Source organism: Gemmatimonadota bacterium (genome assembly GCA_040388535.1).
Lineage (GTDB): Bacteria > Gemmatimonadota > Gemmatimonadetes > Gemmatimonadales > GWC2-71-9 > Palsa-1233.
On record JAZKBR010000009.1, the window covers coordinates 22,621 to 49,609 of the forward strand.

At 65.0% G+C, this 26,989-nt stretch carries 35 protein-coding genes; 31 read left to right on the forward strand and 4 right to left on the reverse strand.

The genetic code is table 11. The features are described 5' to 3' along the window. The first annotated feature begins 25 nt into the window (after window positions 1-25). From V4558_16000 to V4558_16070, 15 genes are all read left to right on the forward strand, one after another. Window positions 26-1,087, forward strand: coding sequence for a hypothetical protein (locus V4558_16000; GenBank protein MES2307005.1), 1,062 nt, complete (start codon window positions 26-28; stop codon window positions 1,085-1,087). Continuing rightward, window positions 1,077-1,952 (forward strand): carboxypeptidase-like regulatory domain-containing protein, encoded by an 876-nt coding sequence (locus tag V4558_16005; GenBank protein MES2307006.1) that lies wholly within the window; start codon window positions 1,077-1,079, stop codon window positions 1,950-1,952. Before V4558_16000 ends, V4558_16005 begins: the two co-directional genes overlap by 11 nt. Window positions 1,953-2,087: 135 nt before the next feature. After that, window positions 2,088-2,492, forward strand: coding sequence for a hypothetical protein (locus V4558_16010; GenBank protein MES2307007.1), 405 nt, complete (start codon window positions 2,088-2,090; stop codon window positions 2,490-2,492). Between the two features lie 32 nt (window positions 2,493-2,524). Next, entirely contained in the window at window positions 2,525-2,926 is a 402-nt protein-coding gene (locus V4558_16015) for a hypothetical protein (protein MES2307008.1), read from the forward strand. Next, window positions 2,910-3,326, forward strand: coding sequence for an SgcJ/EcaC family oxidoreductase (locus V4558_16020; protein ID MES2307009.1), 417 nt, complete (start codon window positions 2,910-2,912; stop codon window positions 3,324-3,326). The genes V4558_16015 and V4558_16020 overlap by 17 nt, the downstream gene beginning before the upstream one ends. Window positions 3,327-3,441: 115 nt before the next feature. Then, window positions 3,442-3,882: a Clp protease N-terminal domain-containing protein gene (locus V4558_16025; protein MES2307010.1), complete on the forward strand. Its 441-nt coding sequence runs from the start codon at window positions 3,442-3,444 to the stop codon at window positions 3,880-3,882. An 11-nt stretch (window positions 3,883-3,893) separates the two neighbouring features. Beyond that, window positions 3,894-4,295, forward strand: coding sequence for a VOC family protein (locus V4558_16030; GenBank protein ID MES2307011.1), 402 nt, complete (start codon window positions 3,894-3,896; stop codon window positions 4,293-4,295). Next, window positions 4,292-4,984, forward strand: a complete 693-nt coding sequence (locus V4558_16035) for a hypothetical protein (protein MES2307012.1) — start codon at window positions 4,292-4,294, stop codon at window positions 4,982-4,984. The genes V4558_16030 and V4558_16035 overlap by 4 nt, the downstream gene beginning before the upstream one ends. Next, window positions 4,985-5,509, forward strand: coding sequence for a DinB family protein (locus tag V4558_16040; GenBank protein ID MES2307013.1), 525 nt, complete (start codon window positions 4,985-4,987; stop codon window positions 5,507-5,509). A gap of 44 nt (window positions 5,510-5,553) precedes the next feature. Continuing rightward, window positions 5,554-5,985: a hypothetical protein gene (locus V4558_16045; protein ID MES2307014.1), complete on the forward strand. Its 432-nt coding sequence runs from the start codon at window positions 5,554-5,556 to the stop codon at window positions 5,983-5,985. A 39-nt stretch (window positions 5,986-6,024) separates the two neighbouring features. Then, window positions 6,025-6,414 carry a hypothetical protein gene (locus V4558_16050; protein MES2307015.1) on the forward strand — a complete coding sequence of 130 codons (390 nt, stop codon included), beginning with the start codon at window positions 6,025-6,027 and terminating at the stop codon, window positions 6,412-6,414. 136 nt (window positions 6,415-6,550) lie between these two features. After that, window positions 6,551-6,868, forward strand: a complete 318-nt coding sequence (locus tag V4558_16055) for an HPF/RaiA family ribosome-associated protein (protein ID MES2307016.1) — start codon at window positions 6,551-6,553, stop codon at window positions 6,866-6,868. Window positions 6,869-6,976: 108 nt separating this feature from the next. Further along, window positions 6,977-7,276: a hypothetical protein gene (locus V4558_16060; protein MES2307017.1), complete on the forward strand. Its 300-nt coding sequence runs from the start codon at window positions 6,977-6,979 to the stop codon at window positions 7,274-7,276. 1 nt (window position 7,277) lies between these two features. After that, window positions 7,278-8,462 carry a hypothetical protein gene (locus tag V4558_16065; GenBank protein MES2307018.1) on the forward strand — a complete coding sequence of 395 codons (1,185 nt, stop codon included), beginning with the start codon at window positions 7,278-7,280 and terminating at the stop codon, window positions 8,460-8,462. 9 nt (window positions 8,463-8,471) lie between these two features. After that, complete coding sequence (locus V4558_16070) at window positions 8,472-8,987, forward strand: GNAT family N-acetyltransferase (GenBank protein ID MES2307019.1); 516 nt, start codon at window positions 8,472-8,474, stop codon at window positions 8,985-8,987. On the opposite strand, the gene V4558_16075 is transcribed toward V4558_16070, so the two are convergent. Next, the gene (locus tag V4558_16075) at window positions 8,984-9,460 is read right to left on the reverse strand and encodes a DUF1203 domain-containing protein (protein MES2307020.1); all 477 of its coding nucleotides are present in this window, start codon (window positions 9,458-9,460) and stop codon (window positions 8,984-8,986) included. The two genes, V4558_16070 and V4558_16075, sit on opposite strands and share 4 nt — an antisense overlap. A gap of 107 nt (window positions 9,461-9,567) precedes the next feature. Here V4558_16075 and V4558_16080 point away from each other — a divergent pair, with 107 nt between their 5' ends. After that, a complete protein-coding gene (locus tag V4558_16080) occupies window positions 9,568-11,082 on the forward strand; it encodes an FAD-dependent monooxygenase (GenBank protein MES2307021.1) in 1,515 nt (504 codons plus the stop codon). A gap of 17 nt (window positions 11,083-11,099) precedes the next feature. Next, a complete protein-coding gene (locus tag V4558_16085; GenBank protein MES2307022.1) occupies window positions 11,100-12,107 on the forward strand; it encodes a glycoside hydrolase family 43 protein in 1,008 nt (335 codons plus the stop codon). On the opposite strand, the gene V4558_16090 is transcribed toward V4558_16085, so the two are convergent. Continuing rightward, window positions 12,037-13,536 carry an alpha/beta hydrolase-fold protein gene (locus V4558_16090; GenBank protein ID MES2307023.1) on the reverse strand — a complete coding sequence of 500 codons (1,500 nt, stop codon included), beginning with the start codon at window positions 13,534-13,536 and terminating at the stop codon, window positions 12,037-12,039. The genes V4558_16085 and V4558_16090 overlap by 71 nt on opposite strands. A gap of 106 nt (window positions 13,537-13,642) precedes the next feature. After that, window positions 13,643-14,788, reverse strand: coding sequence for a GGDEF domain-containing protein (locus V4558_16095; protein ID MES2307024.1), 1,146 nt, complete (start codon window positions 14,786-14,788; stop codon window positions 13,643-13,645). A 146-nt stretch (window positions 14,789-14,934) separates the two neighbouring features. Between V4558_16095 and V4558_16100 the strand changes: the two genes are divergently transcribed. From V4558_16100 to V4558_16130, 7 genes are all read left to right on the forward strand, one after another. Further along, window positions 14,935-15,762, forward strand: coding sequence for a class I SAM-dependent methyltransferase (locus V4558_16100; protein ID MES2307025.1), 828 nt, complete (start codon window positions 14,935-14,937; stop codon window positions 15,760-15,762). 23 nt (window positions 15,763-15,785) lie between these two features. Further along, complete coding sequence (locus V4558_16105) at window positions 15,786-16,016, forward strand: DNA-binding protein (protein ID MES2307026.1); 231 nt, start codon at window positions 15,786-15,788, stop codon at window positions 16,014-16,016. Window positions 16,017-16,115: 99 nt separating this feature from the next. Then, the gene (locus tag V4558_16110) at window positions 16,116-16,367 is read left to right on the forward strand and encodes a hypothetical protein (protein MES2307027.1); all 252 of its coding nucleotides are present in this window, start codon (window positions 16,116-16,118) and stop codon (window positions 16,365-16,367) included. Between the two features lie 49 nt (window positions 16,368-16,416). After that, window positions 16,417-17,253 (forward strand): 3-keto-5-aminohexanoate cleavage protein, encoded by an 837-nt coding sequence (locus V4558_16115; protein MES2307028.1) that lies wholly within the window; start codon window positions 16,417-16,419, stop codon window positions 17,251-17,253. Window position 17,254: 1 nt separating this feature from the next. Continuing rightward, entirely contained in the window at window positions 17,255-17,899 is a 645-nt protein-coding gene (locus V4558_16120) for a GNAT family N-acetyltransferase (protein MES2307029.1), read from the forward strand. A gap of 102 nt (window positions 17,900-18,001) precedes the next feature. Next, on the forward strand, window positions 18,002-18,481 hold the full coding sequence (locus tag V4558_16125; GenBank protein ID MES2307030.1) for a polymer-forming cytoskeletal protein: 480 nt from the start codon (window positions 18,002-18,004) through the stop codon (window positions 18,479-18,481). Further along, entirely contained in the window at window positions 18,478-18,825 is a 348-nt protein-coding gene (locus V4558_16130) for a hypothetical protein (GenBank protein MES2307031.1), read from the forward strand. Before V4558_16125 ends, V4558_16130 begins: the two co-directional genes overlap by 4 nt. 5 nt (window positions 18,826-18,830) lie before the next feature. Here V4558_16130 and V4558_16135 read toward each other — a convergent pair whose 3' ends face one another. Further along, a complete protein-coding gene (locus tag V4558_16135; protein MES2307032.1) occupies window positions 18,831-19,109 on the reverse strand; it encodes a GNAT family N-acetyltransferase in 279 nt (92 codons plus the stop codon). A gap of 127 nt (window positions 19,110-19,236) precedes the next feature. On the opposite strand from V4558_16135, the gene V4558_16140 reads away from it, so the two are divergent. The 7 genes from V4558_16140 (at window position 19,237) to V4558_16170 (ending at window position 26,983) form a co-directional block, all read left to right on the forward strand. After that, window positions 19,237-19,605, forward strand: a complete 369-nt coding sequence (locus V4558_16140) for a hypothetical protein (GenBank protein ID MES2307033.1) — start codon at window positions 19,237-19,239, stop codon at window positions 19,603-19,605. An 87-nt stretch (window positions 19,606-19,692) separates the two neighbouring features. Then, a complete protein-coding gene (locus V4558_16145) occupies window positions 19,693-20,256 on the forward strand; it encodes a sigma-70 family RNA polymerase sigma factor (protein ID MES2307034.1) in 564 nt (187 codons plus the stop codon). Window positions 20,257-20,258: 2 nt separating this feature from the next. After that, complete coding sequence (locus V4558_16150) at window positions 20,259-20,897, forward strand: hypothetical protein (GenBank protein ID MES2307035.1); 639 nt, start codon at window positions 20,259-20,261, stop codon at window positions 20,895-20,897. A gap of 11 nt (window positions 20,898-20,908) precedes the next feature. After that, window positions 20,909-22,543, forward strand: a complete 1,635-nt coding sequence (locus V4558_16155) for a HEAT repeat domain-containing protein (GenBank protein ID MES2307036.1) — start codon at window positions 20,909-20,911, stop codon at window positions 22,541-22,543. Next, a complete protein-coding gene (locus V4558_16160) occupies window positions 22,540-23,637 on the forward strand; it encodes a UPF0147 family protein (protein ID MES2307037.1) in 1,098 nt (365 codons plus the stop codon). The genes V4558_16155 and V4558_16160 overlap by 4 nt, the downstream gene beginning before the upstream one ends. 115 nt (window positions 23,638-23,752) lie before the next feature. Beyond that, window positions 23,753-26,251, forward strand: coding sequence for an ABC transporter permease (locus V4558_16165; protein MES2307038.1), 2,499 nt, complete (start codon window positions 23,753-23,755; stop codon window positions 26,249-26,251). Window positions 26,252-26,383: 132 nt separating this feature from the next. After that, entirely contained in the window at window positions 26,384-26,983 is a 600-nt protein-coding gene (locus V4558_16170) for a DinB family protein (protein MES2307039.1), read from the forward strand. Window positions 26,984-26,989 lie beyond the last annotated feature (6 nt).

The window sequence follows — 26,989 nt, forward strand, 5'->3', positions numbered from 1 at the left end:
GACTTCCCCCACGTCGGAGCACGCCTTGCACTCGATCCGGATTGCCCCGCTCCTCCTTGCGGCAGCTGCGCTCTTCGCGCCTCTCGCGTCGGCGCAGTCGTTGCCGGCGCTGTCGCTCGATCATCCGAAATGGGTGTCTGCCGAGTCGTTCACCTCCGTCAGTGCTGTCCGCGAGCTCAAGGGCGGCGAGATTGTCGTCGCCGACCAGAGCGACGTCGGCGTGTACCTCCTCAGCGCGGTGGGGACGAATCGCCGCAAGCTCGGCCGGGCCGGTGCAGGGCCAAATGAATACGCGAGTCCCTCCGAACTGATTCGACTACCCGGCGACTCGACCTTACTGCTCGATTTCAATGCGCGGCGCTACCTGATCATCGACCCGGTGGGGCGGCTGGTCGCGACGACGCCATTCCCGGCGGGCGCCCCTGACGGTCTGTCGATGATGCGAGGTGCCGACCACGAGGGGCGGATCTATTTCCAGGCGACTGGGTTTGCGGAGTCACCCTCTGGGCTGGTGGCGATCCAGCGGTGGGATCGCCGGAGTGGTCGAGTCGATAGTCTCGCGGTCGTTTTGGTCGCCAACCCGAAACCTTTCGAGCGGACAGTCAACGGGCACACGGTGACCATCCGCCAGCTGGCGCCGTATGCACCGGTGGATGACTGGGCGGTCGCGCCGAGCGGGCGGTTGGCGCTGATCCGGGAGTCACCCTACTTGGTAGAATGGCGCGAGCTCGACGGACGGACAGTTCGCGGGGCCGCGGTGACCGCTGTGCCGGTCGCGGTTACTGATGCGGACAAGAAGGTGCGTGAGCCGCGCGGGCCGCCATTCACGCTCAACTATCCTGCGACCAAGCCGGTGATGCGTGTGGGCTACGCCGTCATCGACCCGGAGGACCGGGTTTGGGTACGTCGGAGCCAGAGCGCCACGGCAACGCAATCGGAGTGGGACATCTTCGATCGCACGGGGAAGCGGCTCGGTTCCAGGATGATTCCCTCGAACATGCGCATCGCTGCATTCACTGCGCGAACCGTCTATGTGGTTCGTCGCGACAGCGATGATCTCGAGTGGCTCGAGGGGTATGCGCGGTAGCTTCTTGCTCGCAGGGCTGATCTTCCTGACTCCGGCCCTGGTTGCGTCTCAGGCATCGCCCGGGGTGCGCTATCGCTCGGCGACGATCGACCAGCGGGGCGAGCTCGTGATCGTGTCGCGCCAGGGGCGCGCGATCCGCGTCCCCAAGCGGGGGAAGCAGACCTCTTTCGGCTCGCCGGAACTCTCGGCCGACAGTACTGCCGTTGCGGTGCCGGCACTCTTCGCCAACTGTTGCACCTCCTATGACATTCCGCTCGAGCTAGTGGTGTACGCGGCGGGGCGGACGCACCGATTCACCGGGGACGGGTTGCCGATCTTCCAGTGGGGCTTTGTTGATGGCGGCAGGCGCGTCGCCTTCGGGCAGGAGCCGGTGCATTTCGGTTGTGAGATCCACTACGAGTTGCACGATGTTGCGTCGGAGAAGTTGGTGGATTCGGCCGATGTGCCGGAGCCGTGCGGGCAGCGGCCGGATCCCGTCATTGGGGAACTCCCGGCGTGGGTGGCGGGGTTGAGGGCGGGGAAGGCGGAGCCGGATTCATCTGACCCGACCGTCCCGAAAACGATGGCCCTCCTCACTGGCACCGTCCGCGACGACCGGGGCAATGTCATCGCTGGCGCCGCCGTAGTGCTCGTTTCGGTCCGAGTCGGCACCGTCACTGATGCGCAGGGCCGCTACACGCTACTCACCCCTGGCACGCCGGATTCGCTGCGCGTTTCTGCGGCAGGCTGGGCGACGGCGACAGGCGCTCTTCCTCGGCTGCAACTGGGGACGCGAACCGAGCTGTCGGTGCGGCTCAAACGACCGACCAGGGTGCCGGTGATCCGCGGCGCCGCACCGCTAGCGCCCCGGACCGGAAGCCAGTAACGTTCATCCGTGCCACAGGTGTAGTTCGGGCCCCCCTGCTTCGAGCGTACCGTGATCGACACTCCGGGTCGTCCCTCCAAATCAGTCGCGTCTTCCGCCGTTGATCGGCGTTCTCCCCCCTCACGAGGTTCCGCCATGCGTGCCCTGCTCCTGGTTGCTGTGGTTGGACTGGCCGCCGTCTCCCTGATGGCCGCGCGTCAGCCGCTGCCGCACGACGGTTTCCAGGTCAGCGTGGAGCGTACGAGCAGCGGCTGGCGCGCGCGCTGCGGTGCCGGGTGCAGCTGGAAGGAACTCTCCTCCGTCTGCCCCGGCGATTGCCGCACCCTGATCGATGCGAACGGGGTGGTCTCGAATGTGAAAGAGGAGAAGACCGACGCGGCCTTCGGCTTCGTCATTACCCGGACGCGGAAGGGATGGCAGGCTGAATCGATTGCCGGCACCAGCTGGAAGCAGGTGGGCTGGAGTTGCTCCGTAGCGTCGTGCCGGGCGAGTCTCGATGCTGCGGGGGTGACGGTAGTGCCGCTCTTCCGGCTCTTCTAATGACCAGCAAACCCTCGACTTCGATCCGAGGGATGCTCCTCATCGGGGTCGTCTACGGCCTCTTCTTCACGCTCGACAGTTTGGTGAGGAAACTTTTCGGGATCGATTCGATGGCGGGGATGGTCGCCATCCATCTCGGCGCCGCCATGCTCGCCATCTCGACGATGTTCCTGTTCGGGATGTTAAAGCCGGACAGGCTGCCGGAGGTCGAACCGATCCCGAAGCGAACCGCTTTTACCATCGTTGTGGTCGGCCTCGCCGTGGTGGTGGTCGCCACCGCGTTCTTCAGGGAATGGTGGCTCGCGATGGAAATGGTGGCGTTCCTTGCAGTGCTGGTGGGCGTCGTAATGTACATGCAGCTCTTCAAGCCGACCTGGGCGTCGGCCTCTGCCCCGCAACCCTTACCCGCAGATTCCCGTGACCTCTCCGATTGACGCCGCCGACCGTTCTGCCATCGACGCCATTGTCGCAAACCTGCAGCGTGCCTGGAACGCTGGCGATGGCGATGCCTTTGCGGTGCCGTTCGCCGAAGATGCCGACTTCGTGAACGTGCGCGCGGACCATCATCGCGGGCGCGGCGCGATCGCGGGTGGTCACAACGGGATCTTCCGGTCGATCTATGCCGGGAGCACGGTGGCGTATCAGGTGAAGAGCGCACGACTGCTCGCTGGTGATATCGCACTCGCCCACGTGCAGGCCGAGTTGAACGTGCCCGCCGGGCCGCTCGCCGGAAAGATCAACGCGCTCTTTTCCGCCGTGCTGCGGCGCACGGCGAGTGGGTGGGAGATCGTGTCGTTTCACAACACCGCGCTTCCGGCGGAGATGTCGCGGTGAGGTGAGGCCTGTGCTGTTCGGCACGAGATTGTCATCGTGTTGCAATGAGAGTGCGACGGCCCCGTCAGGGAGTCGGCATAGCTTGATGGCAACTCGCTGACTCCGAGGTGCCACGATGGACGGCTACAATTTCAGTGCTGCGGCCCGCCGCGTGATCTCGGCGGCCCATCTCGAAGCGGCGGCGCGCGACCACGAATACATCGGCACCGAGCACCTGCTTCTCAGCGCGATCCGGAGGCCGGACGAGGGCGCGGCGCTGTTGCTGGGCCGACTCGGCGTCGACATCCACGCGCTGCGGATCGCGATTGAGGAGCTGGCACCTTCGGGAAAGAAGCCGCTCGATCCCGACCGCGAGCGCCCCTGGACTTCAGGCGGGCAGAAGGTGCTCGAGTTTGCGATGATGTACGCGAGGGAAGAGGGTCGAGTCGAAGTAGACCCCGGGCATCTGCTCGTCGCGTTGCTGCGAGTGGAGAAGGGAATTGCGGCGCAGGTGCTTCGCCGTGCGGGCGTCAGCGCGGAGCACGTCGTGGCCGCCCGCGCGCAGGCCGCCAGCTAGCGGAGGGAAGTGTGCCGATCCAGACCGGGGGCGTTGCCCCACTGATTCAGGTCTTCGATATGCCGATCTCGGTCGCATTCTATCGCGACGTCCTCGGTTTCACGATCGTGGGGCAGTCGGCGCCCGGCGACGATTTCGACTGGGGCCTCTTCCAGCTCGACGGCGCGGTGCTGATGCTCAACACCGCCTATGAGCGCGACGAGCGGCCCGCGGCGCCCGATCCGGCGCGCATCGCCGCGCATCAGGATACCGGCCTCTACTTCGGCACACCCGATGTCGACGCCGTCTACGAACATCTGCGCGGGCACGGTGTGAAGCTCGCGCCACCGATCATCGCGCCGTACGGCATGAAGCAACTCTACCTGCGCGACCCGGATGGCTATGTGCTCTGCTTTCAGGCACCGGCGACGTGAAGCGCGCGCTTGCGGCGCTCCTGATCGTCGTCACGGTTGCCAACTCTCCGCGGGCCGCTGCGCAGGCAACCACGCCCCTCCGCCCTGGCCGTGATTCACTCACGGTGAGTCTGGTCCGGGGTGCGGATACGGTGAAGACCGGGTGGATCCGTGACGAACTTCTCCTTCGCAACGAGAGCGGAGTCGCCACCGTCGTGCGGAATTACGAGACTCAGGACCGGGTACTCGGCAATTCCGTGTACACGGTGCGCGATCGGCTGAGTGATCTTCGCCCCATCAACGCCAGCGCGCACACCTCGCGCGGCGACCTCACGGTCAAATTCGGCCCGTTGCTGGCTTCAGGGTGGCTGCGTTCGCCGTCGGGGGATTCGATCCCGCTGACCGTCGTGCTGCCGCCCGATGCCATCAACTCCTCGACCTTCGACCTGCTGATTCGCGCCGCGCCGCTTCGCGCCGGCTGGGCACTCGACGTCCCCGCCGTGATCGCCGAGTCGGGTGAGGTCGTCCAGCTCACCGCGCACGTCGCAGGAGAAGACGTGATCGACGGTGTGACTACCTGGCGCGTCGAGGGCGTCTTCACCGGCATGCTGGTGACCTTCTGGGTCGCCAAAATTGACCGTCATATGGTGCTCCAACGGATGGCGCCGCCGGGTGGCTTCGTCATCCTGATCCGATCAACGGGGAAGTAGATGGAGTTCGAGCTTGCCGCTGGCATCGCTTTGCTCGAACGTACTCCTGCCACGCTGCGGGCGATGCTCATCGGGCTGCCCGCGGAGTGGGTCAATGCCACTGAAGGGCCCGAGAGCTGGAGTCCGTATGACATCCTCGGGCATCTCGTCCACGGTGAACAGACCGATTGGATCCCCCGGGCAGCCATCATCCTCGCGCAGGGGAGTGACCGTCGCTTCACCGTGTTCGATCGCTTCGCGCAGTTCCGAGAGAGTGAGGGGAAGACAACGACCGACCTGCTCGATGAATTCGACGCGCATCGCAAGGCGAGTCTCGCCACGCTCTCTGGTTGGCAATTGACCGAGGCACAGCTGACGCTCGAAGGGATCCATCCCGAGTTCGGGCCGGTGACCCTGCGCCAGCTCCTTGCGACCTGGGTCGCCCACGACCTCGGCCACATCGCCCAGATCGCCCGCGTGATGGCGAAGGAGTATCGCGAGGCAGTAGGACCGTGGCGCGCGTATCTGCCGGTGCTTGACCGATGAGCGTCGTATCACCTTTCGCCGCGACGACGTCGCCGTGAGTCAGAATGAGTAACGGTACACGCGCAGGTCTTTTCCGAATCAATCTCTTGCTGGTGGTGCTGGGTGCAGTTGCCGGCGCTCTTGCCGGAATCCCGCTCACCTGGCTCGGGAAGATCATCTCGGGCGCGCCGGAGCCGGCCACGCTTGCGACCTATCTCTGGAACGCGCGGGCGATGGCGGTGATGGGGGCGGTCTTTGCGCCGCTACTCGCCTGGTCGACGATGCGTCGGGTGCCGCTGTGGCGCGCTGCGCTCGAGACCGCCGCTGGGGGACTGGTTGGCGCAATCATCGGGATGATGCTGGCCTCAGGCGGATTGATGCTCTTCCTCGCCGGGGCGGGCATCTCCCTCTCCGCGTGGCGCCTCAATCGGGCGTATCCGGAGCGCATGCGTGTCGGCGACGGGAATGCCGATGAGACACCGGCAATCGGAGCATGACATCGTGTTCAACGACTCGTACGTAACGGTACTCGACCGATGACCGCGCCTCGCGCGGCCGCGGCGCTTGCCTTGACGACCCTCGCCGGTGCCTGTCACCAGACTCCGCCGGTGATGTGCACGATGGAGTTCCGGATGGTGCAGGTCGTCGCGGTGACCGAGGCGGGAGTGCCGGTGAGCGGCCTCACCGTGCGCGACAGCGTCTTGCGCACCCGGCACGGTTTCGGGGTTGAGCAGGGGAGCGGCCTTGCGCCCGGCGGCTACCTCGTCTTCAGCGACAACGAGCGTCGGGAACTCGGCGGCAAGCGGGAGAGTGTCCGAGTCATCGGGAGCGACGGCGGGCGCGGATTCGCGGCCGACTTCGTCTTCGAGGCCGATGCCTGTCATATCAGCAAGCGGAGCGGGCCGGACACGGTAATCGTGAGGTAATTCCAGCTGGGGCAGAGCAGGCTCGATGGGACTGTGTGGGCATCGCCGTGGGGAGCGTCAATGGGAGCACAACCCTGCCGACTGTGCGATTCCCTCACCATCGAGGCCTCGCGAGGCCCTCGTGGAGCACCCCGCCATGCATATCCAGCTCAATACCGATCACAACATCAAGGGCACCGAGGCACTCACCGAACAGATTGATGCGTCGGTGTCGGAAATTCTCAACCATGTCGGCTCGCAGGTTACCCGGGTCGAGATTCACCTCAGCGACCTCAACGGCGACACCAAGACCGGCCCGAACGAGATCCGTTGTCTGATGGAGGCTCGCCTCGCCGGTCACCAGCCGATGGTGGTGAGTTACGAGTCGGAGAGTGTGATGCAAGCCGTCGATGGCGCGGCCCACAAGCTCAAGACCGTCCTCGAGAGCACCCTCGCCCGGCTGGCGAGCCGCTAGCTTTCGGACCGAGTATTCACCTGCGAGGTCGCCCTGCCGCTCAGCAACACTCAGATCAGTGCGCTCGCCTGGCTGGCCCTCGGGATCCACCTCATCGTCGGGACGTCGGTGCTGCGCCATCGCAGCCCGGCGTCGCAGCTCGCGTGGGTGAACCTCGCCATGGGCTTCGCGGTCCTCGGCTACTGGGGACGCAACTGGTTCAGCTACCTCTTCCGCGGCATCACCTGGTATCTCAGTGATCAATGGCTGCCGGCGTATGCGCTGGTGGTCTGCGTCGTCGCCGGCCTCACGCTCCTGGGGCGCTATCAGGCAACGGCGTTCCACTGGATCGTCTTCGGTGTCAATACGGTCGTGCTGCTCGGTGCAGCGCTCTTCCTGACCTTCTTCCGGATGACGAGGTTGATCTAGGGTGAATCAGTCGCGCCTGCTCCTCTCCTTTGCCCTCTGTCTCGGGGCCTGCAACTCAACGCCCGCCGCCCGCACCGATAGTGCGCGGTCAGGCCGGGTGATTCGTCTCGCACCACTCGACAGCACCACCGCTCCCCAATGGACCACCGAGCCAGTGTTCACGACCCTCGGTCGCAACGCGCTCCTCGCGGGAGTCGGCTATAGCGTGCGGGCGGTCTTCGCGCCCGATTCCACGCTCTGGGTTGCCAACGCCAGTGAAATTGTCGTGCTGCATCGCGATGGCGCACTCGCACGCACGGTAGGCCGCGCGGGCGACGGACCGGGTGAGTTCCGCGGGATCCTCTCCCTCGGCCTCGGCGGTGATGGCACCATCTACGCGAGCGAACTTGGGAGCGGGCGATTCACGCGACTGCGGACGTCAGGGGGCGTCGCTCAGTTCATTCCGCGTATTACCAACGCCTCAGCGGGGCGCGAGAACGAGCCGGTGACCGCGCTCGACGACGGCCGTTCCCTCGGCATAACGTGGCAGTCGCGTCCGAATGTGAATGTGTCGGATGGGATCGTCGACGGACCGTATCACCGGGAGCGGGTCACCCTCATGGCATACGATTCCACCGGTGCGGTCGGCGACACGCTCGGCGTATGGCCTGGCCTGCAGCGGAGTGCAGGGCTGCCGATCCGATTCGCGCGCGGAGTGGTCTATGATGGCCGAGGGAATCGAACGGCGATTGGTGTGAGTGACTCGGTTGACATCACCTTGTTTGATGGGGCGTCACTCGTGCGGCGGCTGGTAGGGCCTGCATCACTCAGAGCGGTCACGCCAGCCGATCTCTTGGCATGGCGCGAAGGGGTCAAGGCTGAGATGCAGGATCTCGCGGCCTTTCTCATCAAGGCGAACGACGAGGGGCCCGCGGTGGCGACGCTGCCGACGGTCGGTGGTGTGGTGATCGATGACGAGGGAAATCTCTGGATCGGAGAGTTCGCGGTGCCGAAGCAGGCTTCGCGACGGTGGCATATCTACTCTGCCGAAGGAAAGGCGCTGGGTGTGGTGGAACTGCCCGCGCTCGCGCCGGCCTTCCTGACGACCCATACCGAGCTGCTCGACGTCGCCCAGGGTCGTCTCGCGCTGTTGCGCGAGATGCCCGATGGCGAGCTGGTCGTGGAAGTCAGGAATATCCGGCGTTAGCATTACTGAATGATCGACGAAGCCAGTGTAACCCTCGATGTCGCCACCCCCAGCGACCAGCTCCTCCTCGCAAACCTGCTCGAGCTCTACATCCACGATTTGAGTGCGGCCTTCCCCGACGTGGTGCAGGGTCCTGATGGCCGCTTCGGCTACAAGTGGCTGCCGCTGTACTGGTCGGAGCCGGATCGCCGGATGCCTTTCATCATTCGACATAGGGGTACGGTGGCGGGTTTCGTACTGGCGACGCGCGGGTCACCTTCGTTCGACGACGCGGCAGTGCTCGATGTTGCCGAATTCTTCGTCTTGCGGCGCTTTCGGCGCGCTGGCGTGGGGCGCGCGGCGGCTCGTCTCCTCTGGCAGCGGATGCCGGGGCACTGGGTGGTCCGGGTCTCCGAGGGGTCGCCTGGGGCGTTGCCGTTCTGGCGAGAAGTCATCGGCGAGTTCAGCGGTGGGAGCGCCATGGTATCGGTCCGACCAGGCGATCCCCATCCCCAGCACGTCTTCGATTTCGTGAGTGCAGGCTAGCTCGCAACGGCGGGCCCGCGATTGACTCGCGCGATGTGACACCCGGCTTCGCCGTGCCGCAGATAGAGGTGGTCGACATCGGGCTGATCCAAGAGCCGCTCGATGACGGTTTCGATTCCGTCACCAGTCGCTCGTTCCGTTGCTACGACCCGACTCCTCGGGGCGCGCGCCTCGAGAAAGAGTGGCAGCGAGCGGAGACCCGGCGGGAAGCCCGCGCCGGTGTAGCGGGTGCAATCGTGGGCGTGGATGAAGACGGGGCCCGGCGCGCCGAGGCCACCGGCTTCTGCGGGGCGGTAGGTGAAGAGCAGCCGCTCGTCGAGGCCGACCTGGAAGAGATCGAGGCAGGCGCGGCAGGGTCCGGTCCCCTTGGCCACTTCGCGCACGGCAGGGTGGCCGTACTCGGGCGAGCGGAGGGTGGATCGGACTTCGCGGGTGAGGTCATCGGGGAGGCCGGTCAGGTGGAACGCCATCATTGCATCGGATCCTGAAAGAGTGTGCCCCAAGTATTCTTCGAGTGCGCGGGTGCGGCCACCGCGGAATGGACGGGTAATTTCTCCCTAGCCTGAGAGCTCCCCATATCGTGACCGTCCTCATCGTCGGCGCCGGCCCTACCGGCCTCGCCCTCGCGCTCTGGCTCACGCGCTTGGGCGTCGCGGTGCGCATTATCGACAAGACGGCGGAGCCAGGGACCACATCGCGGGCACTCGCGGTGCAAGCGCGCACACTCGAGTTCTATCAGCAACTCGGCTTCGCCGACCAGGTCGTCGATGCAGGACTCGAAATCGCCGGGATCAACCTCTGGAGCCGCGGGAAGCAGGTCACTCACGTGCCGCTCACCGGCCTCGGCGCCGGACTCTCCAGGTTCTCGTTTCCGCTGATCTATCCGCAGGACGCCCACGAAAAGCTGCTGATCGCCCAGCTCGCCTCACTCGGTGTGCACGTCGAGCGCGAGACCACGCTGCTGCGATTCCGTGAGCACGCAACGGGTGTCAGTGCGACGATCGGGCACGCCGACGGCCGCGAGGAGGAGATGGAAGCGGCGTACATCGCCGGTTGCGACGGGGCACACTCCACCGTGCGCGAGGCGCTCGGGATCGGCTTTCCCGGCGGCACCTACTCGGGATACTTCTACGTCGCCGACGTCGAGGCTGGCAACCAGGCGTATCCCAACCAGATCTCGGTGGACATCGACGATGGGACATTCCTCGCCATCTTTCCGCTCACGTCCAGCGGGCACCTGCGGCTCATCGGCACGGCTCCGGAACAGCACGGCCGCGCACTGACATTCGATGACGTGAAGGGGCGCGCCGTCGACTCGATGCAACTCGATATCGCGGCGGTCAACTGGTTCTCGACCTATCGCGTGCATCATCGCGTTGCCGACCACTTCCGGAGCGGTCGCGCCTTCCTCCTCGGCGACGCCGCGCACGTCCACTCGCCGGTGGGCGGGCAGGGGATGAACACCGGTATCGGTGACGCTGTGAACCTCTCGTGGAAACTTGCGAGTGTGCTCAACGGCAAGGCGGCCAGCTCACTGCTCGCCAGTTACGAGCCGGAACGCATCGCCTTCGCACGTTTGCTGGTGGCAACGACCGATCGTGCCTTCACGGTGGTCACCGATCCGAGCGGCTGGGCGAACTTCGTCCGGCTGCGGCTCTTTCCATTGGTGGCGCCGTGGATCACGCGGATTCCGGCCGTACGCCGGCGTCTCTTCCGCACCGTCTCGCAGCTGATCGTCAGCTACCGCGACAGCGCGCTGAGTGCCGGTGCAGCAGGCGAGGTACACGGCGGTGATCGCTTGCCCTGGGTCGACCTCGGTGGCGGACGGGACAACTTTGCCCCGCTGCAGTCGCTGGGCTGGCAGGTACATATATATGGACATGTTCCAGATGCGCTCCGGGCCGAGTGCGGCGCGCTTGGGCTGAATGTGCACGGCTTCGATTGGGAGCCGAAGATGGCGGAAGCCGGCCTGAAGCAGGCGGCACTCTATCTGGTGCGCCCGGATGGCTACGTAGGACTTGCCGACGAGCAGGCCGATCCAGCAACACTCCGGCAGTATGTCGAAACTGTCCGCAACATCAGGAGTCACTCGTGAGCCGTCGTCATCTCGTTCTGTTTGCCGCGCTCCTGCTGCCTGGCACCCGGGCCGAGGCGCAGCAGCCACTCCGCTCGGGGAATCCCATCCTGAAGGGGTGGTACGCCGATCCTGAAGCGCATCTCTTCGAAGGGCAGTACTGGATCTACCCGACATATTCGGCGCGCTACGGGCAGCAGACCTTTCTCGATGCCTTCTCATCGAACGATCTGGTGACCTGGACGCGGCACGAGCACGTGCTCGATACCGCGAATGTGAAATGGGCCCACAAGGCGGTGTGGGCGCCATCGATCATCGAGAAGGAGGGTTGGTACTACCTCTTCTTCGGCGCCAACGACATCCAGAGTGACAGTGCCCTTGGTGGCATCGGCGTGGCGCGATCGCGCTCTCCATCCGGTCCCTTCATCGACTATCTCGGCAAGCCGCTCATCGACAAGTTCCACAACGGCGCGCAACCGATCGACCAGAACGTCTTCCGCGACAAGGATGGCGCCTACTACATCCTCTATGGCGGCTGGGGGCACTGCAACATCGCCCGGCTCAACAACACCTTCACTGGTTTCATCCCCTTCGCCGATGGCACGGTCTTCAAGGAGATTACACCGAAGGGGTACGTCGAAGGGGCGTACATGCTGCTCAAGGACGGCAAGTACTACCTGATGTGGTCGGAAGGGGGGTGGACCGGGCCGGACTATGCGGTGGCGTATGCCATCGGCACTTCACCTTTCGGGCCGTTCGAGCGGGTCGCGAAGATCCTGCAGCAGGATTCGACTGTGGCACGCGGGGCAGGGCACCACTCGGTGCTGCACGTACCGGGATCGCCGAAGTGGTACATCGTCTATCACCGGCGCCCGCTCGAGGAGACCGACCGCGATCACCGGGTGGTGAGCATCGAGGAACTCCACTTCGATGCGAAGGGGATGATCGAGCCGGTCATTATTACCCGCGCCGGAGTCAGCGCGGACCCGATTTCGATCGGTGGAAGGCGAAATGCAGCCGCGGGTAAGGCTCGCCCTCAGGACTGATGTTGCCAATTCCCCCGAAGCGTTGCTCACCCCGAAGGCCTTCACCCAGGGCCTTCGCCTCGAACAGGACGACGGCACGGGGGCGCATTCCATTCATGAAGCCGTAAGTGAAGCCGCCAGGGGTCATCTTGAGATAGGTCCAGCGCTGGACGAGCTCTCGACCACTGGCATCGTGATTGATCGTTTCCCCGACCAGGCGCCCGTCCTTGACGCTGATGCGGAGGCGCTCCCGACCGTCGTGGGTCTCTTCCTCACCCATCCAGAGGTCGCCCTCCCATTCGCCGAGATATGGCTTCATTGCTTCAATCGGCGGGAAGGGCGTGGCGAGCAAGCCCTCGATGGTTTCGGCCGGTGCTGTCCGCTGCGAGAGGGCGGCGATCCGCGCACGCTGCGCCTGGTCATCAGCGGGAACGCCGTACCCACGTGAGTACAACTCGTAGGCCGCTTTGCTCTCGTTCGCACGACCCTCGGCGAGCAAGTCGTGGTACACATCGTTCAGCAGCTTCTTCGGGGGGATGATGGCGGCACCGAAGTGCGAGGCCAGGGTGGCATAGTATGGGAGCGCCCGGGTCGCCGGCGAAGTCGGAGCGGCGATCATGGAGTAGTCCGCAAAGAGTTCGCGCAGGCCGAGGTAGGCGGCCGGCATCACCACGGACTCGTGCGACTCGTGGACCAGATGCTCACGGTGTAGTAGCCAGTTCGCGGGTGCGGCCCTGGTCAGCGCGCTCCAGGTGGCAGCAGACCAACCGTAGCGCGCTTCGAACGAGGCATAGCGGAGCGCAGGGCCCTTGGCGGCGGCCCGGGCGGTGAGACGCTTTGCAATCCAGTTGTCGCCGAGCGCAACCGGTGTATCGATCGCAAGCACACAGAGAAAGGTTGACCTCGTCGCGGCAAGCCAGGTGGCAAGAATTCCCCCGGACGAATGCCCGATGAAAGTGCGAGGCAATCCCCCGCGAAATTGACGATCGACGGCCGGCAGCAATTCGCGTTCGATGAAGTCCAGGAAGCGGTCACCGCCTTCATGCGTCGTGCTGCCACTCACCGAGAGACCGGGTGGCGTCAGGTCACGGAGCCGGTTGGAGTTCTCGATGCCGATCAGGACCATCTCCGGTATCTGGCCGGTCAGGGCCAGTTGGGAGCTGACTGCCATCACCGGGGCCAGATTGAGTTCGCCGTCTACGACGACTGCCACCGGGTACCTGCGGCTTGCGCCGGTCTTCTCGTATGACGCTGGAAGCGCGACGAAAATGCGTCGGGTCTCCTTGAGTATTGCGGAATTGATCAGGAATGCCCGAGCCGCAGGCGGCTGGCTGCCGGGGATGGCGCCGCGAGGGTCGACAATCAGGGCTGGCCCCTGTTGGGCTGTTGCCGACCCCAGGATGGTGGGGCCGACGGTCACCAGGAACGCGATCAACAGGGTCAAGCGCATGCGTCGTCCTCGAAGTGGGTGAGGAAGGGACGCGCCTCGGCCGGCCGGAGGGCAATGGTGGGGTGACGAATGCGCGGAATTCGGGGGTGAAAGGAGTCGAGGTGCGCTACGACGACAGCTGGTTCGCGTAGGCCTCGACGATCTCGACCCGGTTCTTGCCCGCCGCTTTGGCAGAGTACATCGCACTGTCGGCCCGCTGGAGGATGGCGTCGGGATTCAGGTCGGCTCCGTCGAACAGGGTCCCGCCGATCGAGCAGCTGCAGACGTCGATTTCGAGAACCCCGTCATCGGCCGAGCCTGTCGTGCCGAGGTGATACGGTTGGGAGAGCACTGCGCTGAGGTTCTGGCTTACGGACCGCAGGTTGACCAGCGCTTCGTCCCGGTTGCGGCCGAGGTGACTCAGGACCACCACGAACTCATCGCCGCCGAGTCGCGCGGCCATCTCCATCGCACGAATCGAGGCCAGCAGGCGCTGGGCAACTTCCTGGAGCACGAAGTCGCCGCACTCGTGTCCGTGGACATCATTGATCGTCTTCAGGTTGTCGACATCGAGGAACAGCACGCCGCCGTACTCCCCCAGGCGTCGGCTCGCGAGGAGCCGTTCAGCCAGCCTTTGCATGATGCGCCGCCGGTTGGGGAGCTGAGTGAGCGGGTCGATGCCTGACAGGCTCTCGAGTTCGTGTTCGTTCTGATGTGTGGCGAACTCGCCGAGCCATGCGACGAAGAGCACGGTGAAGATCATCGTGCCGAGGTAGCCGGCCTTGAACGCCGCAATAGTCTGTCGGGGCAGGACGAAGAGTGACGCCTCGGGATCGACGCCGACATAAGCCGACCAGGCGAAGGCACCGATGTTGAGGACGACCAGGAAGGCGGTGCTGCGCCAGTCGCGCAACGGAAAGATCGCGATGGCGATCATCGCGATCACGATGAAGATGTAGTGGAGGCCGAGGAAGGAGCCGCTCACCAACGCGACCGTGGCGCCGACCATGCCGGTCAGGGTGAGCGCGATCGCCCAGCGAGCGATGGTGTACTCCCCTCGCCGGTTGAGCCAGGGTGTTCCGCCGGCGATGACGAATGCCGGGAGGTGAATCGCCGTGGACCGGATCAGGGCGGCATTGCCGCTCACCAGATAGGCGATGTCAAAGCCGAGCATGAAGAGGATCGCGAGGAGGGCGACCGTATTGACGTAGAGGATCTTGCGGCGGAGTGAAAAACTCTGGGTCCGATCGGCGCCCCAGTAGAGCCAGGCCATCAGCCGATATCCCAACATGAGCGCGTCGTTCCGGGGTAGGAGTGTACAGAATCTACACGCCTGCGGGGCCGCTGTGCGCCCGCCGCACCGCATTCTCGTCCCCCGGGAAATCGCCGACAGGCCCCACTCCCGAGCCGAGACCTGCCATGATCCCAGCGATCACTGATGCCGACCCGATGGCTGCGCTCAAGGCGCGCCTCAAGACGATGTGGGAATCGGGCGACTACAGTCACTTCGCCCGATTCATGGATCCTGGTGCCCAGGAATTTCTGGAGCGGCTTCAGGTCGCGCCGGGCACCCGGATGCTCGATGTGGCGTGCGGCGCGGGGCATCTCGCGATCGCGGCTGCCGAGGGTCGCGCGGAGGTCACCGGAATCGACTTCGCCTCGAACCTGATCGGCCGGGCACGGAGCCATGCAGCAAGTGCCGGCGTGCAAGTACGGTTCGACGAGGGCGACGCCGAGCACTTGCCGTACGCCGATGGCGAGTTTGACCTGGTCGTGAGCCTCATTGGGGCCATCTTTGCCCCGCAGCCCGACCGGGTCGCGGCCGAGATGCTGAGGGTCTGCCGTCCTGGCGGCAGGATCGTGATGGCGAACTGGACGCCGGAGGGCCACATCGGTCAGATGTTCCGGATCCTGGGCGCATATCTGCCGCTGTCCCCGTTGATGCCATCGCCGATGAAATGGGGTGACGAGTCGACGCTCCGCTGGCGGTTGAGTCGGGGGACGACCTCCCTCAAGGTGACCCGTCGGATGTATCCGATGCATTTTCCGTTTCCGCCGGCCGAGGTGGTCGAGTTCTATCGCGAGCACTACGGCCCGGTCAACCGCGCATTTGTCTCACTCGACAGCATCGACCAGCAGGACCTGCGATACGATCTCGAAGAACTCTGGACGCGTCACAATCGTGCAATCGACGGGAGCACCGAGGTGCAGGCGGAGTATCTTGAGGCGGTGGCGGTGCAGGGGTGAACTGTGGTCTTCATGGAGGACCCATGCCTTCTAGAGCAGCAACCCATCCCAACGCGGCGGCTTTTCCGCGCGGCGTCTCCGGCCCCGCGCTGCGTGCACTGCACAACGCCGAGATCGCCTCCATGGCGCAGCTCACGCAATGGCGCGAAGCCGACCTCACCAGACTGCATGGGATGGGCCCCAAGGTGATGGGAATCCTCAAGGCGGCGCTGGCGGAGCAGGGGAAGTCGTTGAAGGGAGTCTCTAGTCTCTAGTCTCTAGTCTCTAGTCTCTAGTCTTCCTTCCCCCTTTTCCCTTCTCCTATGCTCCCCTTCATTGCAGATTGAGACATGCCCTCACCGGAGTCAGTGCCGATGCTTTCTCTCGTCGTCTGGGCGATGCTGACCGGAATGGTCACCGGCGGCGTCTGGGTGGCGATCGTACTCAAGCAGCATCAGAAGAAGCTCGAGGGGTATCAGCCGGAACTGCTCTCCAGGATGGAGGAGCGGCTCGAGATGCTCGAGAGCGTGGAAGGCAGGCTCGCCGAGATGGAGGAGCGCCTCGATTTCACCGAGCGCGTCATCAAGTCCGACCCGGAGCCACCGAGGCTCCCGCCGCAATCCTGATTGTTGCCTCAGCTGCTGACGTCCTGTCTTTCCCTCTGGAGCAGTCCTGATGCCCCATCGCTTTCTCCTGAACTTCACTCCGACGGGGATGATCCCGACCAAGGCGATGACGCCGCACGTGCCGATCCTGCCGCACGAGATCGTGACCCAGGTCGATGAAGCCGTCGCGCTTGGCGCGAACATGGTGCACCTGCACGCGCGCGATGCGACGACCGGCAAACCGACCTACCAGAAGGAGATCTATGCCGAGATCGTGGGCGGGGTGCGCGAGCGTCATCCGGAGCTGGTGATCTGTCTGTCGACCAGCGGTCGCGATTTCCCGGGCTTCAATGAGCGCTCCGAGTGCCTCGATCTCACCGGCGACCTGCGCCCCGACATGGGCTCGCTCACGCTGAGTTCGCTCAACTTCAATGCACAGGCGAGCATGAACTCGCCCGACATGATCCAGTCGCTCGCGAAGAAGATGCAGGACAACGGGATCAAGCCCGAACTTGAGGTCTTCGATCTCGGGATGATCAACTACGCCCACTACCTGATCAAGAAAGGGTTGATCACGCCGCCGTACTACTTCAATCTCATCCTCGGCAACATCGCGTGCGCCCAGGCGAACCTCCTCTCGCTCGGATTGATGATCAAGGAGCTGCCGGCCGAGTCCTTCTGGAGTGTCGGCGGCATTGGTGACTCGCAGCTGCGGATGAATGCGATCGGTATCGTCGACGGCGGCGGCGTGCGTGTCGGGCTCGAGGACAATATCTATCTCGACGACGCGCGAACGAAGCTCGCGACGAATGCCCAGCTGGTGCGTCGTGTCATCGACATCGCCACGGTGATGGGCCGCACGCCCTACTCGCACGGCGAGGCGAGGGCCGAGCTGGGGTTGCAGTAGGGTGGCGTCGCGGATCGGACAACTCGTCCGGAGCGCTCGCGAGCAGGGCGTGGTCATCACCCTGCGACATCTGCGCCGGAAGGCGGGGATGCGCTTCGAGCAGTTCTACTGGGTGCGGGAGCTGTTGCCCGAGGCGATCCCTGAGGCGTACCGCCAGATTCCGGAGGGCTACGAGCTCGTCACGCTTGACGACCGCGACTTTGAATCGCTTGGTCGCTGGCAGGGCAGTGGCGAGAATGCCTCCCCGGAGCTGATGCGCGAGCGCGCCGGTCAGGGACACACCTGCCTCGGGATGAAACGGGGCGGGGAAATCGTCGCCTTCACGTGGTTTGCGCTCGACCGTACCCAGACAGTACTCTATCCGAAGGAGATGGCGCCCAACGAGGCGTATCTCTTCAACTCCTATGTGTTGCCGGCCGAACGTGGGAAGAACCTCGCCGTGATCATGCGGTATCAGAGCTACCAGGTGCTTCGCACACTGGGTCGCGATACCCTCTACAGCATTACGGTGAAAGCGAACACGGCGTCGTGGCGGTTCAAGCAGAAACTCGGGGCGCAAAAGGTGTTCTTCATGGTCTACCTCTGTCCGTTCAGGGGCGTGGAATTCCGATGGACCCTGAAGCGATATTCGCTCGCGACGTCTTGATCTGCATCGCGATCGACCGATACGTGCAGTGAGGGCGCCGCGAAGCGTCTCCCTTTTTCTGGACTGATACCGCGCAGTACCCTCCGACAGGAGCAGTGCCCCATGCCGATCTGGAAGGAACAGACCCCTACTCGCAAGGAGCCGACCCCGATGCCACCAGAAGCCGCACCGGCGCGTCCCGTGGCGCCGACCGCCGACCTTTCGATGCCATCCTCGGCGCCCGCGCGGCCGATCGGTCGCGAGGCGAAGGAGTCGATCATTGCCGCCGACCTGACGATTGAAGGGAAGATTGAAGGGAGTGGCCACGTTCGCATCGCGGGCAAGTTCAAGGGCGACGTGAACGTGCAGGGCAACGTCACCATCGAACATGGCGCCAAACTCACCGGCGGCGTGCGCGCGAACACCGTCATCATCGCTGGAGAACTCGAAGGCAATATCGAGGCGGCCTCGCGAGTGGAGCTCGTCGAGAGCGGCATCCTCAATGGCGACCTGAAGGCGGGCTCGCTCACCGTCGCCGCTGGCTCGCGGATGCGCGGACAGGTGGAGTTCGGCTGGGATGAGAAGGGCACTTCCCACTCATGAGCACCGCGCGCCCGGGCGCACCGGGGGCAACCCGTACCTGTCCACACTGTCGCGCCACCATTCTCGAGAGTGCGGCAGTCTGTCCCTCGTGCAAGCATCATCTGCGCTTCGACCCCAAGGCAGCGGCCCGTGCCGCTGCCGCGGCCACCTCGACACCACTCAAGGTGGTGGGGACGATCACCCATCCCGCCGGGGCGGACCCGGCGGAGTATTCGGTTGTGGTATCCATCAGCAATGAGAAGGGCGAGGAGATTGCGCGGCAGGTCGTCGGCGTCGGCGCGTTGCACCCTCAGGACAAGCGTACCTTCACCCTCGCCGTCGAGTTGTTCGGCACCAATTCCTGAGTGCGCTAGCTGGCCGCCACGAGGTCGAGTTCCTCCGGGTGGCGCTTGAGCCAGCTCTGGACGAACGGACAGGTCGGAATCACCCGCAGTCCCTGCGCTCGCGCATGGTCGAGGGCGGCGCGGGCAAGGTCATTCGCGACCCCGCGACCGCGCAGTGCAGGATCGACCTCGGTGTGGAGCAGATCGATGACTCCGGGGCCAGCTTCCCGATAGGCCAGCAATCCTCTCGCTTCCCCCTCCGTCACCACGAACCGATGCCGGGCCTCGTCGTGAACGACTTCCATCGTGCACCTCCTCGATTCGAGTCTTCCCCAGAACGATAGCCTCCCCGCCGCGCTTGCCCGCAGGGACCGAAGGGCGATAGGATGCCGGAAGAGACGCTGCCATCCCCCGGGGTCGAGGTCGCACCTGATGCCGTTTACGCACGAGATGACGCCGACCCTGATCCGGCTCGACTTCACGGGGACGGTCACCAATGAAGATCTCCTCAGGGTAGGCGCCGTCGCGGCGGAGCTGGAAGCGGGGCTTGCCGTGATCCCCGGCCGGATTGTGGACTTCACATCGTCCGAGGGGCTCGCGATCTCCTTCAACGGCATCCTGGCCCTGGCCGAGACGCGGCGAGCCCGGCGCTACCCCAATGCCTTCAGGACTGCGATCCTGGTCAAGAACGATGGCCAGCGCGGCTTCGCGAGGATGTTCCAGACCCTGATGAGTCACTCCCAGGTTACCGTGGAGATCTTCGACACCGCCGAGGCCGCCTTGGCCTGGCTCGCCGAGTAAGCGGACGCCGCTCCTGTCCCGCCTGGGCGCCCGAACCCTTTTGGGGAAGCCGGTGTCCAACCCCTCCAGAGCATGCTCACTCCCGTGATGGCGCCCAGTCCGCAGGTGGGCGACGACGAACGGTCGGTCATCGCCCGCACTATCGGGGGCGACCGCGCCGCGGCCCGCGCCCTCTATGACGCGCACGCCACGCGTGTCCACTGGCTGGCCTACCGGATCTGTCGTGACCGCGACCTTGCGGCGGATCTGACCCAGGACGTCTTCGTCCAGGTGTTTCGGAAGCTGGAGAGTTTCCGGGGCGAGTCGGCCTTCAGCACCTGGCTGCATCGGGTGACGGTGACGACCTGTCTCAACACGCTGCGGAAGGTCAACCGGCAGCGGTCACGGGAAGCGGAGCTCGACGACACGGTGCAGCAGATGCCTGCCCGGGTCGAGGGACTCGGACATGATGTTCGTGAGGCGCTCGCCCGGGCGATCGACGCCTTGCCGGAAACGTTGCGAGTCGCGCTGGTGATGCACGCGATCGAGGGCTTCACGCACACCGAGATCGGGGCGACCCTCGGCATCGCGGAAGGCACCAGCAAGCGAAGAGTGTTTGATGCACGGGCCAGGCTGCGCGAAGCTCTGGCAGATCATCAGGAGGAGTTGTGACGATGGACGAACGACGGCTCGATGAATTGCTCACGGAAGCGAAGGGGACCTATCGGGTGCCACCCGCGCCACCGCTCGACGAAATCTGGCAACGCGTCGAGGCCGAGGCGTTCGCGGACGCGCCGGTACGATCGATCCGGAGCGCTGCGGGCTGGCGCCGGACGCAGTGGGCCGGGTTCAGCGGGGCCATCGCGGCGGCCCTCCTGATCGGTGTCTTCATCGGCCGGAAGAGTGCGCCCAGTGCGGTGACGCCGCAGGTGGCTGTGCTGGCGCCCACCACGCCGCGTGCGGCCTCGACCGATCCGTATCAGCGCGCCACGGATGAGCTGCTCGGCCAGTCGGCGGTGTTGCTCGCTTCGTTGCCGCAGGAAGGTGGCCGTTCGGATGCCGATGTCCGCTTCGCCGACCAGGGTGCCCAGTTGCTGACCACGACTCGCCTGCTACTGGACTCGCCGGTGGGCGGCGACAGCAGGATGCGAACACTGCTCGAGGATCTCGAACTCGTGCTGGTGCAGGTGACGCGGATCCGCTCGCAGCACCACCAGGACGACCTGTTGCTGATTCACGACGCTCTCGACCAACACGATATCGTGCCGCGGATCCGTTCCGCCGTGGCGCGCAACGCTCAGCGCTTCAACTAGAGGACTCGACGATGCATCGCTCCCTGTACCCGCTGTCGTTGCTGCTCGCGACCGCTCTGCACGCTCAGACGCCGGTGCGTCCGACCCGGCCAGCGCCGACCCCGGCCCCGGCGCCGCGTGCCGCAACGGTGATTTCCACCGAACCGTTCACGCTGCGCTACGAGCTCGATCACGCCCTTGCGCTGTCGAGCGATGCATACACCTCGATCGAGGGGCTGCGGAGCTACTCGCTCTCCAACAGCATCAGCAGCGCGCTTGCGTATGCCGACGCGAGGTATTCGTTCAACGATCTCGCGCCGATCTCGTACAGCTACTCGTTCGATTCCTTTCGTGAATCGCCGCGCGCGTCGTGGGCGCCGGATGATCCGGCCGACTCGGTGTACCGGGCAGCACGCGAACAGCTCAATCGCGGTGACTACCGGCGGGCGGCCGCGTCCTTCGCCGAGATCACCCGGAAGTTCCCGTCGTCGGTCTATGCGGTGGATGCACCGTACTACCAGGCCTTTGCGCTGTACCGGATTGGCGGCACCCCGGAGCTGCAGGAAGCGCTGAGCGTTCTGGCGAATTTCCAGCCGCAGGAGAATCAGCGGAAGGCACCCGTCAACTACAGCGGCAACGGGCCGAATCCAGTGACCACCGTGAACTGGCGTTCCTCCACCTCGCGCGGTGATGCCGATGCACTTGCCGCGCGCATTGCTGGCGTACTGCAGAGCCGCGGCATGGGTGACAACGCGGCGGTCAAGAAGGCCCTCAGCGCTCGCGGCGATGCCTGCGATCGCGAGGAGCAGTCGGTCCGGGCCGAGGCATTGAGCGCCCTGATGCAGAGCGATGCCGCCGCCGCGCGGCAGATGGCGACGAAGATTCTCGCGCGCCGTGATGAATGTTCGGTACAGATCCGCCGGTCGGCGCTCTTCCTCGTGGGTAACCAGAACGATGAAGCTGCCACCGCGACGATCGTGGGTGTTGCCCGCAACGACCCCTCGATGGATATCCGCACCGAGGCGGTGACCTGGCTCGGCCGGTTGCCTGGCGATGCGGCGCTCACGGCGCTTGAAGAGATGGTGCGCAGCGATACCGGTCGGATCCAGCGCGTCGCGGCGAGTGTGCTTGCCTCCAGTTCCAATCCGCGGGCGCGAAACGCGATGCGCGGCCTGATCGAAAAGAATGACGCGCCGGAGTCGCTCCGGATGGCGGCCATCGACGGGTTGCGTGGAGACCGGATGACGACCGAGGATGCTGCGTGGCTGCGGTCCATCTACCCGAAGATGACCAGCGCTCGGGTCAAGGAACGGATCGTGTATTCGCTGAGCCGGGTTGGCGGCGACGCCAACGTGACCTGGCTCACGAACATCAGCCGCAATGAGGACGAACCGATCGATGCCCGGCGCCGGATCATCGCGGTGCTCGGCGAAACGATGGATATCGCAGCGCTCGCCAGGCTCTATGATGCCTCGGCGCAGGGCGGGGTCCGCGAGACGCTGATCCAGGCGCTCGCCAACCGCAAAGAGCCGGCGGCGGTGGACAAGCTCATCGACATCGCCCGGAACGGGACCGATCCGGGGATGCGCCGGATGGCGATCTCGGTGCTCGCCCGCAGCAAGGATCCCCGCGCCAACAAACTCCTGCTGGAGCTCCTCGACAAGTGAACACTTCTCTCCGCTTCCTGGGGCTGGCCGCGATCGCTGCGGCCATTGCCCCTGCCGCAGGCGCGCAGACGCTCGAGCGTCGCGTCGCCGGTGCGGCCGACGGGCCGGTCCAGTTTCACTTCGCAGCGCGTGACGGTGTCTGTGGCAACGGCCGGAACTTCATGCGCGCCGAAGATGGCGGCTACTACATGTCGTACAACAACGACGGCAATGGCCGCGATGCCTGCGCCGTGGGGCCAGTCCGCGTAGTCGTGGCGCGGGCTGGCAAGGAAATCGTCAAGATCGAGACCTACGCTGGCCCGCTGGCAAACGACCCGGAGGGCGGCGCCGACCTGGGCGCCGTTTCCACGCGCGAAGCGGCGGCATATCTGCTCGGCCTGGCTGGAACACTGGAAGGGCGGCCGGCGCGCGACGCGATGCTCCCGGCGATGCTCGCCGACAGTACCCAGGTCACCAGTACGCTCCTGGCGCTGGCCAAGGACCAGTCACGGCCCCGCGATGTGCGTCGCAGCGCAATCTCCTGGCTGTCGCGCCGGCGGGAGGAGTCTGGCGGTGTCGGTGCAGCTGGTGTGGCGCGGGCGCTCGATCAGCTGGTCCGCGACCGGAACGAAAACGAATCGATCCGCACCGCGGCACTCACCACCGTGTCAGGTCTCGATCGTGGTGAAGGAATCCCGACGCTTGTGACCTACGCCGGCGATGCGGACAGCTGGCTTGCCAAGCAGGCCTTCAGCTCGCTCGCGCGGAGTGGCGATCCGCGAGCCCGGCAGTTCGTCCGTGCGGCGATCAAGCGGACGGACCTGACGGAGGAGAGCAGGGTCACGGCGATCCAGGGGATCGGCGGCGAGCAGGCCACTGGCTCGGATATCAGGCTGCTGCGCGACCTCTATCCATCGCTCAACAGCGACCGGGAGCGGGACGCCGTGCTCTCGTCGGTGGCCAATGCTGGCGGCAACGACAATGCGACGTGGCTGCTGGCGATCGCGAAGTCGCCCACCGAGCCGGCCAATCGACGGAAGCGGGCGGTGTCCTTGCTCTCGCGCTCGGACGACCCGCGGGTCAAGGACGCGCTCAAGGAGCTGATCGAGCGCTGATGCGGCCGTGGTTGTGGCGAACCAGGCGGGGGCTGTAGCGAAAGCTGCGGCCCCTGTTTCCTGTTGCAACCAAATCCCCAGCTCGTGCGTCAGAGCATGAGGACCTCGAAAGGACATGTCTGTGGGAAACCTGAAGCTCGCCTTCCGCCTGCTGTTCAAGACCCCATTTGTCACTGCCGTGGCGATTGCCTCTCTCGCCCTCGGGATCGGGGCCAACGCCGCGATCTTCTCGCTCATCGACCAGATGCTGCTGCGGCCGCTTCCGGTGGTCGAGCCGGACCGGCTGGTGAACTTCAAGTCGCCGGGGCCGAATCCGGGCTCGCAATCGTGCAGCCAGATCGGTGATTGCGATGAGGTCTTCTCGTGGCCGATGTACCTCGACCTCCAGCGAGAACAGAAGGTCTTCACGGGCATCGCCGCGCACGTCAACTTCGGCGCGAACTTCGCCGCCCACGGCCAGACGGTGAATGGCGACGGGATGCTGGTGTCGGGTTCCTACTTCCCGGTGCTCGGCCTTGTCCCGACGCTCGGTCGGTTGATCGGCCCGGACGACGCCAAAAACCCGGGTGATGGCCAGGTCGCCGTCCTCAGCTACGACTACTGGCGCGGCGCCTTCGGTGGCGACGCCAACGTGCTCGACCAGAACGTCACGGTCAATGGGCAGTCGCTCCGGATCATCGGCGTCGCTCCCCGCGGGTTCAGCAGCACGTCCCTCGGCGTTCTCCCCAAGGTATTCGTGCCGATCACCATGCGCGGATCGATGAACCCGGGATGGAAGGGGTTCGACAATCGTCGCAGCTACTGGGTGTATCTCTTCGGCCGACTGAAGCCGGGCGTTGCGCGTGAGCAGGCGGCAGCGTCGATCAACACGCAGTACAGCGCCCTGCTGAACAATGTCGAGGCTTCGTTGCAGCAGGGGATGAGCGAGGCCACGCTGGTGAAGTTCAAGGCCAAGAAGATCCTGCTCGACCCGGGCTCGCTCGGGCAGAGCTCGGTGCGCAAGCAGACCACCACGCCCCTCTCGATGCTCTTCGGCATCACCGGGCTGGTGCTGCTGATCGCCTGCGCGAATATCGCGAATCTGTTGCTCGCGCGTGGTGCTTCCCGCTCGGGTGAGATGGCGGTGCGCCTTGCCATCGGCGGAACGCGGGCGCAGCTGCTCAAGCAGTTGCTGACCGAGTCGCTGCTGCTGGGCGTGATCGGCGGCATCGTCGGCCTGGGCGTCGCGGTACTCACACTGCGTGGCATGACGGCGATCCTGCCCCAGCAGGCGACGTCGACCTTCGAGCCGCACCTCGATGTCACTGTGATCGCCTTCACCGGCATCCTGGCCGTGGTTACCGGATTGCTCTTCGGACTCTTCCCGGCGCTCCACGCGACCCGCCCCGATCTGATCTCGACCATTCGTGAGCAGGGTGGCCAGCCCTCTGGCGGTCGCGCGGCCACTCGCTGGCGCACGACGCTCGCGACGGCACAGGTCGCCCTCGCGATGGCGCTGCTCGGCTCGGCCGGACTCTTCGCCAAGAGCCTCGCCAATGTCACCAGGCTCGATCTGGGCGTGAAGGTGGATCAGGTGGTCACCTTCGGCATCTCGCCCGAACTCAACGGCTATACCCCCGAACGGTCGCTGGCCTTTTTCCAGCGGCTCGAAGATGGACTCGCCCAGACGCCGGGCATCTCCGGCGTGGCCGCAGCGATGGTTCCCTTGATGGCCGGGAGCAACTGGGGGAACGACGCGCACGTTGAAGGTTTCCCGAAGGGGCCTGACGTCGACAATAACTCGCGCTACAACGAGGTTGGCCCGGGGTACTTCAACACCGTCGGGATGAAGATCCTGAGTGGTCGTGAGTTCACGCGCAGCGATGTGCTCGGTGCCCCGAAGGTCGCCATCATCAATCAGGCCTTCGCGCGCAAGTTCAAGCTTGGTGCGAACCCGATCGGCAAGCGGATGGATCAGGGCAATGACAGTCTCGATATTGAAATCATCGGACTGATTCAGGATGCGAAATACAGCGACGTCAAGGCAGAGGTCCCGCCGGTCTTCTTCATTCCGTACATGCAGGACAAGCGGGTGGGGTCGCTCAATTTCTACGTGAAGGGCGGGGCCGACCCGAAGGCGATGATGCCGGTCATCAACCGGGTCGTGCGACAGCTCGACCAGAACCTGCCGGTCGAGCAACTCAAGACGATGCCGCAGCAGATCCAGGACAACATCTTCCTTGATCGTTTCATCTCGATCTTCTCGGCGACGTTCGCGCTGCTCGCCACAATCCTGGCCGCCGTCGGCCTCTATGGCGTGCTTTCGTACACGGTGTCGCAACGGACTCGCGAGTTTGGTGTCCGGATGGCGCTCGGTGCCGATCCGGGCAGGGTCCGGATGCTGGTGCTGCGTCAGGTCGGGATGATGACGCTGATCGGTGCCGTAATCGGCCTGGTGGCTGCGATTGGCCTGGGCCGCGTGGCGCAGTCAATTCTGTACAAGATGGAAGGTGCCGATCCCGTGGTCCTGGTCGGTGCCGTGGGAGTGCTGGCGGTCGTTGCGCTCGGGGCGGGACTCGTCCCGGCGTATCGGGCCTCCCGGCTCGATCCCGTGAAAGCCCTGCGGTACGACTGAACGGGGTGAAACTCCGGAGTGTATTGGAGTCGTCAGGAAGGACGGGCGGGGGTGCGAAAAGGCGCCTCCGCCCGTACCCTTGATAGTCCGGGCTCGTCCCCACTCCTCTTCCTGTCTGAGGGTCTCCGCATCATGTACCAATCGCACAGCGCCCGCCTCGTCTCCGCTCTGGCCAGCGCGACCTTGTTTGCTGCAGTCGCCGTGCTTCCGGTGGCAGGGCAGGATGTCGGGGCGAATGCATCGCCCGCGATGCTCCGGAGCGAATACCTGAGCAACATGAAGGATGTGGAGGAGAAGGTCGTCGGATTGGCCGAGGCGTTTCCGGAAGAGAAGTACGCGTGGCGGCCGGCGCCCGGAGTGCGCTCTGTCTCCGAGGTCCTGATGCACATTGCCTCGGAGCACTACGTCTACATGCCGATGACGGTGGGGGCGGCGCCACCGGCAGACCTCAATATGGGGACCGGCAAGGCCGCTCTCACTGCGCTCGAGAAAGTCACTGCCAAGGCCGAGGTGATCCGCCACCTGAAGGCGTCTTTCGCGTACCAGCGGACGGTGCTTGAGACGGCGGACGCGAAGATCGCCTCCGGGAAGATTGTCTCGTTTGGTCAGGAGCACAGTGTCGCCAACCTGTTCAACGAATACATCGCCGACCAGCACGAGCATCTGGGCCAGCTGATCGCCTATGCCCGGATGAACGGGGTGGTGCCGCCCTGGTCGAAGAAGTCGAACTAGATCTGC

Bases quoted from the DNA above. Each gene is read 5' to 3' on its own strand.
- V4558_16005 (MES2307006.1), top strand. From the start codon at position 1,077: ATGCGCGGTAGCTTCTTGCTCGCAGGGCTGATCTTCCTGACTCCGGCC.
- V4558_16010 (MES2307007.1), top strand. From the start codon at position 2,088: ATGCGTGCCCTGCTCCTGGTTGCTGTGGTTGGACTGGCCGCCGTCTCC.
- V4558_16015 (MES2307008.1), top strand. From the start codon at position 2,525: ATGCTCCTCATCGGGGTCGTCTACGGCCTCTTCTTCACGCTCGACAGT.
- V4558_16025 (MES2307010.1), top strand. From the start codon at position 3,442: ATGGACGGCTACAATTTCAGTGCTGCGGCCCGCCGCGTGATCTCGGCG.
- V4558_16040 (MES2307013.1), top strand. From the start codon at position 4,985: ATGGAGTTCGAGCTTGCCGCTGGCATCGCTTTGCTCGAACGTACTCCT.
- V4558_16045 (MES2307014.1), top strand. From the start codon at position 5,554: ATGAGTAACGGTACACGCGCAGGTCTTTTCCGAATCAATCTCTTGCTG.
- V4558_16050 (MES2307015.1), top strand. From the start codon at position 6,025: ATGACCGCGCCTCGCGCGGCCGCGGCGCTTGCCTTGACGACCCTCGCC.
- V4558_16055 (MES2307016.1), top strand. From the start codon at position 6,551: ATGCATATCCAGCTCAATACCGATCACAACATCAAGGGCACCGAGGCA.
- V4558_16070 (MES2307019.1), top strand. From the start codon at position 8,472: ATGATCGACGAAGCCAGTGTAACCCTCGATGTCGCCACCCCCAGCGAC.
- V4558_16075 (MES2307020.1), bottom strand. From the start codon at position 9,460: ATGATGGCGTTCCACCTGACCGGCCTCCCCGATGACCTCACCCGCGAA.
- V4558_16090 (MES2307023.1), bottom strand. From the start codon at position 13,536: ATGCGCTTGACCCTGTTGATCGCGTTCCTGGTGACCGTCGGCCCCACC.
- V4558_16095 (MES2307024.1), bottom strand. From the start codon at position 14,788: ATGGCCTGGCTCTACTGGGGCGCCGATCGGACCCAGAGTTTTTCACTC.
- V4558_16100 (MES2307025.1), top strand. From the start codon at position 14,935: ATGATCCCAGCGATCACTGATGCCGACCCGATGGCTGCGCTCAAGGCG.
- V4558_16105 (MES2307026.1), top strand. From the start codon at position 15,786: ATGCCTTCTAGAGCAGCAACCCATCCCAACGCGGCGGCTTTTCCGCGC.
- V4558_16110 (MES2307027.1), top strand. From the start codon at position 16,116: ATGCTTTCTCTCGTCGTCTGGGCGATGCTGACCGGAATGGTCACCGGC.
- V4558_16115 (MES2307028.1), top strand. From the start codon at position 16,417: ATGCCCCATCGCTTTCTCCTGAACTTCACTCCGACGGGGATGATCCCG.
- V4558_16125 (MES2307030.1), top strand. From the start codon at position 18,002: ATGCCGATCTGGAAGGAACAGACCCCTACTCGCAAGGAGCCGACCCCG.
- V4558_16130 (MES2307031.1), top strand. From the start codon at position 18,478: ATGAGCACCGCGCGCCCGGGCGCACCGGGGGCAACCCGTACCTGTCCA.
- V4558_16135 (MES2307032.1), bottom strand. From the start codon at position 19,109: ATGGAAGTCGTTCACGACGAGGCCCGGCATCGGTTCGTGGTGACGGAG.
- V4558_16140 (MES2307033.1), top strand. From the start codon at position 19,237: ATGCCGTTTACGCACGAGATGACGCCGACCCTGATCCGGCTCGACTTC.
- V4558_16145 (MES2307034.1), top strand. From the start codon at position 19,693: ATGGCGCCCAGTCCGCAGGTGGGCGACGACGAACGGTCGGTCATCGCC.
- V4558_16150 (MES2307035.1), top strand. From the start codon at position 20,259: ATGGACGAACGACGGCTCGATGAATTGCTCACGGAAGCGAAGGGGACC.
- V4558_16155 (MES2307036.1), top strand. From the start codon at position 20,909: ATGCATCGCTCCCTGTACCCGCTGTCGTTGCTGCTCGCGACCGCTCTG.
- V4558_16165 (MES2307038.1), top strand. From the start codon at position 23,753: ATGTCTGTGGGAAACCTGAAGCTCGCCTTCCGCCTGCTGTTCAAGACC.
- V4558_16170 (MES2307039.1), top strand. From the start codon at position 26,384: ATGTACCAATCGCACAGCGCCCGCCTCGTCTCCGCTCTGGCCAGCGCG.